Below are 11,915 nucleotides of genomic sequence, written 5' to 3'. Positions count from 1 at the left end.
CCTCTTTCTTTTTGAAGGGTCGAGCAAAAATGACCCTTAGCTAACGCATATATTGAATTCCCCAACTTCTCATTGAGGCAATAATAGGAGATCACTTTTTCCCTTGCTCAGTAAGAGAATATTCTACCTTCTTGGTGCTGTATCTTCTACGTATCGCTCTACAATACCATTTGCTTCGAGTTCCCTTAGTTGTAAAGTCAACATCCTTTGAAATACCTGGTATGAGTCTTTTAAGCTCATTAAACCGGACAGAATGATTCGATAGAATATCAATCATATTCCTTTCCATTTTCCACCAATAATGTGTAACGTTATTTCGATCGGACAAGCTTTTTTTACTTCTGTACTACATGCTCCAAAACCAAGGTCCTAGTTGTTTTTTTTACATTAAGTCTTACCACTGTTTAATTCAACTTTCATGAGTATTTGCCCCAATGAAGCAAAACAACTGGAATATGATATAATAATTGGAAAAAACATACAGTGACTTTCGTAAGAAAAAATAGGAGTGTTAAGGGGAAAAGAGAAATGAAAAAAGGAAGAATAGTAGCGTGGGTTGGCTTACTCTTATTGGTAGTAGGATTATATATTCAAATTTTTTTATCAACTCATTGGTTTATCATCGGCATAATCATTGCCTTCTCTGGGTGCCTTTTAAACGGCATTTGCTTATATCTGCCTCATTCAAATGGCGGTGGAGGAGTAAAACTCAAAATAATCAATGTCTTAGGCTGGGTAATTTTTATAACTTGGAGTATAAGTGTGTACTTTTTTAAAGAAGAACTATCTTTCATTACGACTGGGTTTGGTGCACTAATTTGTTTAACTATTAGTATGACGTTAATACCCTATAAAGGTAAGAAAGAATTAGACAAACATTAAATCATCATGTATAAACTTTTTTAATAACAGAAGATTATAAAAACTACTTCTAGTAAGACCTTGTAATGTAATAAAATGGAATCAAGGACTCATTAGTGGGGGATGAGTATGTGTTTCTTTAATAAAGAAGAGATTTATATTGGATATTCAGTGGAAGAATTATCAAAGGTCAGAGGAATTTTAGAAAGTAAGGGTTGGAAGCATGGGTACGCATGGGGACGGTTCTCGTGAATGAAAATCAACTCTAGGAGAATCACAAATAAACGAATAAGGAAGTTGAGAATGATGAGTAGTGAAATTGATGTGATGATAGAAGGGCAATTTCCGTTAGCAGCAACCTTGACCATCCCAGCTGGAGAAAGTAAGAAATTTCCTTTAGTGGTGATGGTCCATGGAAGTGGACCGATCGATCGAGATGCGAATGCTAAAGGAATGCCGATGAATATATTTAAGGAATTAAGTGAGGTAGTGGCGGCAGAGGGGTTTGCGAGTATTCGTTATGATAAAAGGGGCGTCGGAGCGAGTAAAGGGGACTATTATGAAATGGGTGTGTACGATTTAATTGACGATGCCCAAGCGGTACTAGAATTTGCTAAAAGTCATCCAAACATAGACTCTGAAAATGTGATTTTACTAGGACACAGTGAAGGCTGTATTATCGCACCATTCGTCTATGAAAAAGTTCCAGTAGATGGAATCATTCTGCTTGCGGGAATAGCTGAGCCCTTAGCTGTTACAATGGAATGGCAGCGTGAGGAAATGATGAAGGATTTACGATCAATAAAAGGATTCCAAGGATGGCTGCTTCGATTATTAAAGGTAGATAAAAAAATTACCAAAATGAATGATGATTTAATGAAGCGGCTGCAAGCATCGGATGAGCCGGTTATTAAGTATAAAGGGAAAAAAATTAACGCGAAATGGAATCGAGAGACTGTCCAATTTGATGTATCACAACCATTGCAAAAGGTCACTTGTCCTGTTCTGGCCATTACGGGAACAAAGGATGTCAACGTAAGGGTCAGCGATTTAGAAAAAATCAAAGCTCTTGTTCCGGGTCCCTGTGAAACTCATATTATTCAAGATATGACACACATGCTTCGTAAAACCGATGTAGAATACAGCATGAGCAAAATCATGAATAATAATAAAAAGTCACTTAAAAATCCAATCGATGCTGAATTAAAAGATTACCTTATTGGCTGGTTAAGAAGCTGGAAGAATAGTAAGGTTACCATCTGAGACAGTGGGTGCATGGGGACGGTTCTCATGCACCATTTTACATAGGGCAGGTCTTCAATTGACATACTTTTTAGGCATATGTTGGGATTACTTCAAGATTGGGGCGCGTTGGGAAGGTTGCATTTTCCTATAGGAGAATAATGTAAAAGACCCGGGAGCAACATACACTCTCCGGGTCTTATATTCATTTATATTATTACTTTAAATTTAGAGCAGGAAAACCGTCCCCATGATCTATTTGAGCTTATTTAACCTGGCAATTATTTCGTCGGTTACTTCTTTTGTTGTGAATTTTCCGCCGATATCTGGTGTTAGGAAGCCGTCATTGGTTACGCTTTCGACCACATTTAGTAGGGCAGTTCCTAGTTCATTTTCGCCGTAGTGGTCCAGCATCATTTTGGCGGTCCAGATTTGGCCGATTGGGTTGGCAATTCCTTTACCAAAAATATCTGGTGCTGAGCCATGAACGGGTTCAAACATGGATGGATACTTACCATTTACGTTGATATTGGCGGCTGGGGCGATGCCGATGCTGCCCATGATTGCGGCACCTAAATCGGTTAGAATATCTCCAAATAGATTGCTGGCTACGATGACATCAAATCTTTCCGGCTGTGTGACAAAGAAGGCGGATAGCGCATCGATATGCTGTTGATCCGTGCTGATGTCCGGATAATCCTTGGAGACATCTTGGAACACGCTGTCCCAGAAAGGCATAGAAAAGACAATTCCATTTGATTTGGTCGCGCTGGTTACATGTCCTCTCCGCTTGGCTGCTAGGTCAAAGGCGTAGCGCATCGCACGTTCCGTTCCTCTTCTGGAAAAAACAGCATTTTGAATCGCTAGCTCATCTTCACCGTTGTAGATTTTTCCACCGATTGAGCTGTATTCACCCTCACTGTTTTCCCGTACCACAATCAGGTCAAAGTCTTTCGGATTTAAGAGGGGAGATTTGACCCCTTTGAGCATTTTCGCCGGGCGGATATTGATCACTTGTTCAAACTCACGGCGAATTTTGATTAACAGACCCCATAAAGAAACATGGTCAGGAACCAAATCTAGGTTGCCGACGGCTCCTAGGAAAATGCTATCAAAGTCTTTCAATATATCAAGACCGTCTTTTGGCATCATTTCATCATGTTCTAGGTAGTATTCACAGCTCCATGGAAATTCCGTAAATTCAAATTTTAACCCGCCATGTACATCCGATATTGTATGTAGAACATCGATCGCAGCCGGTACGACCTCTTTACCAATTCCATCCCCAGGGATTGCCGCAATTTTTAATGTTTTCATCGTGTCTTCCTCCTATGTCAATGCTGATTTTTTTAAAAAGACCTAGTAATCTAGTTAACTAAACATTCTTAACAAAATGACCGCTAATACAACTGTTGTGGCTCCGCCAATTCTTGTCGATACTTGGGCAAATGGCATTAATTCCATCCGATTGGAAGCAGTTAAGATGGCGATGTCACCCGTTCCGCCTAAGCCGCTATGGCAGGTTGTCACAAGGGAAGCTTCTACTGGATACATTTTCATCAGTTTTCCAATATAAAAACCGGATACGGACATACATACAACAGATGCCACACAAATGCTGACAAAGCCGATGCTAAAGGTTGAAACTAAATTGCCCCAATTCATATAAACCGTACCAAGTCCAACCATTACCGCATAGGTAAGCATGCCGCTGGCAATCTTATATAATTGCTTTACTCCATCTTCTAAATGCTTTGGCAATAATTTAAAATATTTTACAAGTGCTGCTGTGAAGATCATGATAATGGCACCAGGAATTCCAATGTATGGGCTTACAAGAGTACCGAAAACAAAGAGTGTACAGGCGAGAAGCAATCCCGCACCAAGAAGTTTTACATCGTATGATTTATTCTCTTCTTTATCAGCATTAAGGATGTCAGCATCATCACCGGCTTTGACCAGCTGGCCATTTCCCGTAAGATGTGGTTTCTTTTGTCCCATACGTGCTAAAATCCCAGCTGTAATAACAGCGGTCACATTTCCGATCATCGCTGCGGGCACCAGCTGAGCAATCAGCGTATCTTGGGAAACCTTGATGACTTCGGAATATCCTAAAGATAACGGCAAAATTCCTTCGCCAATGCCGCCAGCTATGATAGGAACGATCACATTGAAAAATGATTTATATGGCGTGTATCCGAATAATAAACCGACTAGGATTCCACCGGCTATAGCGGCAAGTGTTCCGACAATTAATGGAACAAACATACTGACAAATCCCTTGATCATAACCTTCCGATTCATTCCCAGAATACTTCCGCACACTAAAATTGCGATAAATAAATACAAGAAGTTGGAAGTTTTCATTAGCATGGTAATCGATTCAACCGCATTTTGATTTAACCAGCCGTAATACACCATGGCAGAAGGAATAAATAAAGTAAGAATGGCAGGTCCGCCTACGTTCTTTAATCCAGGAATGGACGCTCCGATGATTGAAAGCACAAATCCCATTACCGTGATAAGAGCAAATCCACCGATCAAATCTTTAGGCAAAACTCCCTTTGCCGCTGCGAAAAAAATGATCGCTGCCAAAACGATGTAGATGGGTACTGGTATTTCGTTAATACGATACCCTATCATTTTTGCAAATAAATTTTTGTTCGGATCCTGCTTATTGTAACCGTTAACATTTTTTCCCTCAATGATCTCTTTGGCAATAGCCATGTAATTCACTTCCTTTTTTAATTTTACTACAGACCTATCATAGTTTTCTTTTTTTAATAGTTTAAGTTTTTGTAAGTTTTATAATTGTTTTGTAATTAAAGTAAGCGCTTTAATGCTAAAATTAATAGTATATTGGGTTAAAACGCATCTACATGGAGGATTACTAGATGGAAGGTTTGCTGAATCGAATTCGACACCAAAAATTGCAAACGAAAATAACTCTATTAATATGTAGTGTAATTGTCATCGTGCTGTTTACATTAAATACCATGATCAGCAGTAAAATTGCTGCGATTACGACAGAACATATCGAAGAAAATGCCTTTGGGATTGCCCACATTATCGCTGATACGCCATTGGTCATTGACGGTTTAAAAAATCCTTCCAAAAGCGGGGAAATTCAAGACTTTGCAAAAACTATCATGAAATCGGCTCACATTGATATTGTTGTTGTGGCTGATATAAATGGGGTCAGGCTTTCCCATCCAAATGAGGCGAGGATCGGGAAAAAAATAGTCGGCAATGATTATTATCGAGCATTAAAAGGTGCGGAGTATGCTTCCTTCGCAACAGGAACGTTAGGGAAAAATTTGCGAGTGTTTGTCCCCATTTATGATGATCAGACCGGGGAGCAAATCGGGATTGTTTTAGTAGGAAAGCTGCTCAATACCGTGAATCAAAATATTCAGCATAGTAAGGAAGCCATCTACCCGGGTATCATGATTGGGTTGTTAATCGGTATCATTGGCGCTGTTATTTTAGCGAAGAGTATTAAGAAAACGATGTTTAATCTAGAACCTTCTGAAATTGCGAAACTATTGGAAGAAAGAAGTGCGATGCTTAACTCCGTTAGGGAAGGCGTGGTGGCCATCGATACGGATTCCCAGATTACCTTGGTAAGTGATGAGGCAGAAAGGATTTTTCAAAGGGCCGGCATTGCCAATCCACTTGGCGGCCTGGCGGATGAGAGTATCCCCAATACGAGGCTGGATGAGGTTTTAAAAACTGGACAGGCGATTTATGACAAGGAACAGGATCTTAACGGTATCACGATCTTAACGAGCCGGGTCCCGATTGTTGTGAATGGGAAAGTGGTCGGCGCCTTAGCTACCTTTCGCGACAAAACGGAAATTAGTCTGCTGGCGGAACAACTGACAGGCGTAAAACAATATGCCAACGCCCTCAGGGCCCAAACCCATGAATATAAAAATAAACTACATATCATTCTCGGAATGCTTCATATGAAGGCGTATGATAAGCTTTCTGATTATATCAACTACATTGCCCATATGTACCAGGAGCAAATTGGCTTTTTAGTCAGCCGGATTAAAGACCCGGTACTCGCCGGATTTATTTTAGGCAAGATGAGTTATGCCAGAGAGAATAATATGAAGCTGCAGTTGACGGAGGATAGTTACATTCCGGAACCAGTCGACCCTGATTTAACGAATGAGCTCGTCACCATCCTCGGCAATCTCGTGCAGAATGCGATTGAAGCATCCAAAGACTCAAAGGAAAAGACCGTCGTCATGACGCTTTTATACGAGGAGGGTTCGTTGACCATCGAAATAAATGACAGCGGACCTGGGATTAGCGAAGAGCAGAAAGACAAAATTTTTACATTCGGTTACTCCACAAAGGGAAAAAACCGGGGCATAGGGCTTCATTTGGTTCAAGAAAGTGTGGACCGATTGGGCGGGCAAATCGAAATTTTTTCGGAATTAGGGAAAGGAACAGTATTTTCCACGATTCTACCTTATAAGAGCAAGGATGATCAGTGATGATTAATGTCTTAATTGTTGAAGATGACCCGATGGTAATTGAATTTAACAAACGGTACTTGAATCAGGTGGAGGGATTTAAATTGGCGGCCGTCACCCGTTCCTTTGAAGACGCGGTAAAGGTATTAAAAAATAAGGAAATCCACTTAATCTTATTAGATATTTACATGCCTGGTTTAAGCGGTCTGGAATTATTGTCGCAAATAAGATCGGCCGGTGGAGAAGTGGATGTCATTATTGTATCGGCCGCCAGCGACATTCAAACAATCAAAAAGGCCTTACAATATGGTGCCGTTGATTATTTGATCAAACCTTTTGAGTTTGAACGCTTCCAATCGGCGCTTACGGCGTATCGACAACGGCAAGACCTCATTAATCAAAAAGGAAACGGTGGGATTAGCCAATCAGAGCTGGATCGGCTCATCCTCCATAACCAAGAATTAGATTCCGTTTCCTCAGAGCTTCCAAAAGGATTAGATAAAAATACGCTCAAACGAATTTGGGGGCAAATTATCGAGATGCAGGATTACGAGTTTTCCACCAGCGAAATTGCCAGACATGTGGGGATATCGCGCGTTTCGATGAGGAAATATCTCGAATTCCTGCAGGAAATCGGCTCGTTAAAGATGAGAATGGATTATGGTTCGGTGGGAAGACCTATCTATAAGTATAAACATTTGAGTGTTGAAAAAGATGGAATTGATCAGTATTTATAGCTATAAGAACCGAGGAAAAGTCCTTCATGAAGTGGGTGAAGAACAAAACAGAGCGAGCGCGCGGGGATGGTTCCATGCGGCTTTCATGCCTTGGTGGAACAGCTCCTTTTCTCTTTTTCAGGAAAATACAGCTCGCATGGTAAAAGGAAGGGGGCTGCATTACCCTTTAGGAGGAAAAAACAGTTGAAATGGTAAAAGGAAGAGGGTTGCATTACCCTTTAGGAGAAAAAATAGGTTCACATGGTAAAAGGAAGGGGGCTGCATTATCCCTTTTCGAGAATTATTTAAAAAAACCCGGTGTAGTTTACACACACCGGGGCTAATATTCTATCACGTTTTCAACTGACGTCTTTCTGCTAACTTATGGCCATGACCACTCCGGCAATGACCGGCGTTAAGACCATCGCACATTTTAACACCATTTGTGGAGCCACTCTTGTAAACTTAGCCCCAATATACGAGCCAATCATCGTACCTGCGACCACTTCGACTAACAAAGTAAAGTCTAAATATCCCTGAGTGTAATATCCGGCTCCCCCCGCTAAGGCAATGGGTAAAATCACAAGCATGGTGGTGCCAACCGAAATGGTAAGCGGCAGGCCCATAATCATTAATAACCCAATTTGAATGAAAGGGGTTGAACCAATTCCAAATGTCCCTGACAATAATCCTGTCACGACTCCGATCATCGCCGCTTTTTTTATCGAAAAATGAAGGGGTGCGCCAGATTCACGCGTGAGGTTCATTTTTTGCACCATAAATAAACGGACGATTAAGATGACGGCAGAGAGAAATAACATGCCTGCTGTTAACCAGTGCAACGATTGTACCGGAATGATACCGGCAATCTTGGAACCTATATAAGATGCAGCTGCCCCAAATATCCCTACGCACAGCCCCGTTTTTACCGAAACATTTCCTTGCCGAAAATGGCTGTAGGCCCCCGATAATGATGTAAATACCATCGCGGCCAGTGAGGTACCCAAAGCCACATGAATCGGCACCCCAAATACAACAGTTAAAAGGGCAATAATAAAGCCGGACCCGCCTGCCCCGACAAATCCCAATAATAAACCCAATGCCAACATCGTAAGTGCAATTGCCAAGCTAAAGCCCTCCCCGCCAAACTCCATTAAACAAACTTTTCTAGTAATATCTATATCTTAGTATAATCGGCCATCGTTTCATATATTTTGTAAATAAAGAAAGTGGTGCATGGGGCGGTTCTCGTGCACCATTTTACTCTAAGAGATTAAATTGATTTTAAAAGTAGCGCATCGTGGAGCCATCTACTTGTTCCCTTATAATGTATACTCAAGACGGTTGCATTTCCCTATAGGAGAATAACTAAAGACCCGGAAGCAACGTACACTCTCCGGGCCTTTTATTCTTTCCTATTAACAAAAAATACTTCAATTTAGAGCAGGAGAACCGTCCCCATGATCTACCCATGATCTATTTGGACTTCTGTTGTCTGAAAAAACTGTGGTAAATATTCTTTATGTGCTTCAAGCATTTCATCTAAAATTATTTTTCCAAGTTGATCGGAAGGAACAAGCGGATTGATGGTCATCGCTGTAAGTGCGGTCGCATAATCACCTGTTACAGCAGCATCAATGGCCAATCTTTCAAATGATTTGATTTGTTGAACTAGACCGTTTACAGCTACAGGGAGTTCACCCATTGTAATCGGTTTAGGACCATCTTTTGTGATGACACAACTGATTTCAACTGCAGAGTCATATGGAATACCAGCGATAGCCCCTCTGTTTTTGGTATTAACAGGTTGGATATCGCGCTTATCCGTATAAATAGAAGTAATTAATCGAACTGCCGCATCACTGTAATAAGCCCCGCCACGTTGTTCTAATTGAGGTGGCTTAATCGCAAGATTTGGATCTTTGTAAAGTTCGAATAACTCCGCTTCTAATTCTTTCACTACCTCTGCACGTGTTCTGCCTGTAGCGAATTCCTCTAATTCTTTCTTCAGCATGTCTCCCGTTTTGTAATAGTATTGGTGGTAAGGGCACGTTAACACATTTAAACCTTTAATAAATTCTGGCTCCCATCCCATACCGTCAATGTTTTTCACAAAGCTTGAATTTTGTGGATTTGTCATCATATCCATCACTTCTTCTTTTACACTCTTACCGTCTAGGTAAATGTCTAAGCCGTATACCATATGGTTTAAACCTGCAAAATCAATGCGTACACGGGAATGATCCACGTTTAATAATTTTGCAATTCCCATTTCGAGACCGATTGGCACATTACATAATCCAACCACTTTTTCAAATTTACCATAACGGAGAACGGCTTCCGTTACCATTCCAGCTGGGTTTGCAAAGTTAACTAAAAAGGCATCCGGGCACAGTTCTTTCATGTCTTCAACGATAGAAAGGATAACCGGTACAGTACGCAATGCTTTAAAAAGTCCACCAGGTCCGTTTGTTTCTTGCCCGATCACCCCATGACTTAAAGGAATTCTTTCGTCCTTTGCACGAGCATCCAATAAACCGACACGAAGTTGTGTTGTGACGAAGTCTGCATCCTTTAATGCCTCACGGCGATCGAGTGTCAAGTGAATGTCAATGGGTACACCGGCTTTTTCCACCATTCGTTTTGCTAAATTACCCACGATGTTTAACTTTTCTTCTCCAGCTGGAATGTCCACAAGCCATAGTTCACTAACCGGCAGTTCATCATATCTTTTAATGAAACCTTCTACTAGTTCAGGTGTATAACTAGATCCCCCGCCAATCGTTACAATTTTAATGCCTTTCTTCATCGTCTTATCCCTCCGTTTATGGATAAACTTTCATAAAGTTCAACAAATTCTGTGGCTAAATCCTTTACGGTGATTGCGTTCATTAAATGATCCTGAGCATGAATCATTAAAAGCGAGAGTTCTGTTCTTTCCCCTCTGATTTCATTTTGGATAAGCGAAGTTTGGATATGATGGGCCTCATTCAAAGCATTACTCGCCTCATTTAATTTCGCACGAGCTTCTAAAAAATCCCCTTGCTTCGCTGCGGCGATTGCTTCCATGGCAGAGCTTTTTCCGTTTCCGCCGTGTAAAATCACCTGGAATACAATTTCCTCCAGATTTATCATGATTTACTCCTCCTGTAGTTAAAATAGAGGTCCTTTTCTTTACTAGTCTAATTCCTCAAAATCTAAGAATGATAGATTTTGAGGAACAGCCCTCTTCTGTTAGATGATTGCTTTTTTATTCGGTTCAGCAGCAAGTTCCATTTCTTCTTTTGTTTTAATTTTATCCCATAGTTTAAAGAATGGTATATAAAGTAATAAATCAAGGCAGATACTTACTATCTGCATAATAGCACCTGAAATGTGCCCGCCTGTTGCCAAGAATCCTGAAATAATAGGCGGTGTTGTCCATGGAACAGCTGCGACTGTTTTAGCAACAAGTCCTGTATCCATTCCGATATAGGCGGCAATCACATTCACAATTGGTGCAAGGAAAAATGGGATGAATAATAAAGGATTCATCACAATGGGTGTACCAAAAATGACAGGTTCGTTGATCATAAACAGTCCTGCAGGAAAAGATAGTTTTCCTAACTGTTTTAATTGTTTACTTTTTGACGCTATCATAAATAATAATACCAGTGCAATTGTCCCACCTGTACCACCGATTGTTACAAAGCTTCCATAGAACTCATTTGTGAAAATGGCTGTAGGTTCTTGATGATGAGCAAAAGCCGCTGCATTATCGCCTGTTGCTTTTAACCAAATTGGACTCATGATCGTCCCAACGATATTGTCCCCATGAAGTCCTAAGACCCAGAATAAGCTGATTAAGAATACGACAACGATTTGTCCGGCTAAATTTCCTGTTAAAGCACTAAGAGGTTCTGTTAAAACAGCTGCTACCACATCATGTAAACTTGCAGCACTTGTTATGCCAGCTTCATATAGATAATCGATTAAGAGACGGCCCCCCCATGTAATGGCTACAACGATAAATCCTGGTATTAAGGCAACAAATGACTTACTTACTGCTGGTGGTACACCATCAGGCATTTTAATGACAATGTTTTTCTTAAGAACAAAGCGATACACTTCGGTTGCAAAAATACCTATGATAATCGCAACAAATATACCGGCACTTCCCATATACATAGTAGGAATAACATCACCTACTATATACGTATGCTTTGAACCATCCGGAGTAAACACGGTTGTGAAGGGTGTGGCAATCAAGAATGCACACAATGCGATCACACCTGAGTTAACAGCATCGACCTTGTATCTTTCAGCCAAACGGTAGGCCACACCAAATGCCGTAATCAATCCCATCATTCCAAAGGTTGCAGCCTGCGGTATTAATAGTTTTGCACGAACCGATTCGCTTGTGATTAAATACTGGCGGTTTGGGTCATCTCCAAAGTATGGCAAGAAGGCAATAATTAAAAAGAAAGAACCGATGATAATCATAGGCATGGATAACGTAATTCCATCCCTTAAGGCCTGCAAATGTTTTTGTGCCCCAAGCTTTGCCGCAACCGGCATAAAGTGTTTCTCTAAAAAATTTAAAAAGCGGTTCATTTAGGTCCACCCCTTA

General features: G+C 40.8%; 11 protein-coding genes and 2 pseudogenes. 5 read left to right on the top strand and 8 right to left on the bottom strand.

The window, feature by feature from the left end; genetic code table 11:
* Window positions 1–123 precede the first annotated feature (123 nt).
* Window positions 124–177 (bottom strand): annotated as a pseudogene (locus tag AC4E8C_RS22200) (hypothetical protein); the annotation flags it as partial.
* Window positions 158–277: pseudogene (locus tag AC4E8C_RS22195) on the bottom strand (hypothetical protein); the annotation flags it as partial. The pseudogenes AC4E8C_RS22195 and AC4E8C_RS22200, both read right to left, overlap by 20 nt.
* A 251-nt stretch (window positions 278–528) precedes the next feature.
* Here AC4E8C_RS22195 and AC4E8C_RS22190 point away from each other — a divergent pair.
* The 3 genes from AC4E8C_RS22190 (at window position 529) to AC4E8C_RS22180 (ending at window position 2,124) form a co-directional block, all read left to right on the top strand.
* Window positions 529–882, top strand: coding sequence for a hypothetical protein (locus AC4E8C_RS22190; RefSeq protein WP_490208801.1), 354 nt, complete (start codon window positions 529–531; stop codon window positions 880–882).
* A gap of 108 nt (window positions 883–990) precedes the next feature.
* A complete protein-coding gene (locus tag AC4E8C_RS22185; RefSeq protein ID WP_490208800.1) occupies window positions 991–1,113 on the top strand; it encodes a hypothetical protein in 123 nt (40 codons plus the stop codon).
* Between the two features lie 51 nt (window positions 1,114–1,164).
* On the top strand, window positions 1,165–2,124 hold the full coding sequence (locus tag AC4E8C_RS22180) for an alpha/beta hydrolase family protein (protein WP_490208799.1): 960 nt from the start codon (window positions 1,165–1,167) through the stop codon (window positions 2,122–2,124).
* Between the two features lie 234 nt (window positions 2,125–2,358).
* Here the strand turns inward: AC4E8C_RS22180 and AC4E8C_RS22175 are convergent, their stop codons facing one another.
* Window positions 2,359–3,420, bottom strand: coding sequence for a tartrate dehydrogenase (locus AC4E8C_RS22175; protein ID WP_490208798.1), 1,062 nt, complete (start codon window positions 3,418–3,420; stop codon window positions 2,359–2,361).
* 54 nt (window positions 3,421–3,474) lie between these two features.
* The gene (locus tag AC4E8C_RS22170) at window positions 3,475–4,830 is read right to left on the bottom strand and encodes a 2-hydroxycarboxylate transporter family protein (RefSeq protein WP_490208797.1); all 1,356 of its coding nucleotides are present in this window, start codon (window positions 4,828–4,830) and stop codon (window positions 3,475–3,477) included.
* A 167-nt stretch (window positions 4,831–4,997) separates the two neighbouring features.
* Here AC4E8C_RS22170 and dcuS point away from each other — a divergent pair, with 167 nt between their 5' ends.
* Window positions 4,998–6,611, top strand: a complete 1,614-nt coding sequence (gene dcuS / locus AC4E8C_RS22165) for a DcuS/MalK family sensor histidine kinase (protein ID WP_490208796.1) — start codon at window positions 4,998–5,000, stop codon at window positions 6,609–6,611.
* A complete protein-coding gene (locus AC4E8C_RS22160; protein WP_490208795.1) occupies window positions 6,611–7,327 on the top strand; it encodes a response regulator in 717 nt (238 codons plus the stop codon). The genes dcuS and AC4E8C_RS22160 overlap by 1 nt, the downstream gene beginning before the upstream one ends.
* Before the next feature lie 356 nt (window positions 7,328–7,683).
* Here AC4E8C_RS22160 and AC4E8C_RS22155 read toward each other — a convergent pair whose 3' ends face one another.
* The 4 genes from AC4E8C_RS22155 to celB all read right to left on the bottom strand — a co-directional run bounded on the left by AC4E8C_RS22155 (window position 7,684) and on the right by celB (window position 11,899).
* Window positions 7,684–8,433, bottom strand: a complete 750-nt coding sequence (locus tag AC4E8C_RS22155; protein ID WP_490208794.1) for a sulfite exporter TauE/SafE family protein — start codon at window positions 8,431–8,433, stop codon at window positions 7,684–7,686.
* 338 nt (window positions 8,434–8,771) lie between these two features.
* The gene (locus AC4E8C_RS22150; protein ID WP_490208793.1) at window positions 8,772–10,115 is read right to left on the bottom strand and encodes a 6-phospho-beta-glucosidase; all 1,344 of its coding nucleotides are present in this window, start codon (window positions 10,113–10,115) and stop codon (window positions 8,772–8,774) included.
* Entirely contained in the window at window positions 10,112–10,441 is a 330-nt protein-coding gene (locus AC4E8C_RS22145; RefSeq protein ID WP_490208792.1) for a PTS sugar transporter subunit IIA, read from the bottom strand. Before AC4E8C_RS22145 ends, AC4E8C_RS22150 begins: the two co-directional genes overlap by 4 nt.
* A gap of 99 nt (window positions 10,442–10,540) precedes the next feature.
* The gene (gene celB, locus AC4E8C_RS22140; protein WP_490208791.1) at window positions 10,541–11,899 is read right to left on the bottom strand and encodes a PTS cellobiose transporter subunit IIC; all 1,359 of its coding nucleotides are present in this window, start codon (window positions 11,897–11,899) and stop codon (window positions 10,541–10,543) included.
* Window positions 11,900–11,915: the final 16 nt, after the last annotated feature.

This window comes from Neobacillus sp. SRL179 (assembly GCF_984799095.1).
The sequence above is the reverse complement of the archived record's forward strand: the minus strand, read 5'-3'. Positions and strand labels throughout refer to the sequence as shown.

What these genes read in the sequence shown, in the direction of transcription:
- AC4E8C_RS22150 (WP_490208793.1), bottom strand. Translation starts at nt 10,115, where the DNA reads ATGAAGAAAGGCATTAAAATTGTAACGATTGGCGGGGGATCTAGTTAT.
- AC4E8C_RS22190 (WP_490208801.1), top strand. Translation starts at nt 529, where the DNA reads ATGAAAAAAGGAAGAATAGTAGCGTGGGTTGGCTTACTCTTATTGGTA.
- celB (WP_490208791.1), bottom strand. Translation starts at nt 11,899, where the DNA reads ATGAACCGCTTTTTAAATTTTTTAGAGAAACACTTTATGCCGGTTGCG.
- AC4E8C_RS22175 (WP_490208798.1), bottom strand. Translation starts at nt 3,420, where the DNA reads ATGAAAACATTAAAAATTGCGGCAATCCCTGGGGATGGAATTGGTAAA.
- AC4E8C_RS22145 (WP_490208792.1), bottom strand. Translation starts at nt 10,441, where the DNA reads ATGATAAATCTGGAGGAAATTGTATTCCAGGTGATTTTACACGGCGGA.
- AC4E8C_RS22160 (WP_490208795.1), top strand. Translation starts at nt 6,611, where the DNA reads ATGATTAATGTCTTAATTGTTGAAGATGACCCGATGGTAATTGAATTT.
- AC4E8C_RS22170 (WP_490208797.1), bottom strand. Translation starts at nt 4,830, where the DNA reads ATGGCTATTGCCAAAGAGATCATTGAGGGAAAAAATGTTAACGGTTAC.
- dcuS (WP_490208796.1), top strand. Translation starts at nt 4,998, where the DNA reads ATGGAAGGTTTGCTGAATCGAATTCGACACCAAAAATTGCAAACGAAA.
- AC4E8C_RS22180 (WP_490208799.1), top strand. Translation starts at nt 1,165, where the DNA reads ATGATGAGTAGTGAAATTGATGTGATGATAGAAGGGCAATTTCCGTTA.
- AC4E8C_RS22185 (WP_490208800.1), top strand. Translation starts at nt 991, where the DNA reads ATGTGTTTCTTTAATAAAGAAGAGATTTATATTGGATATTCAGTGGAA.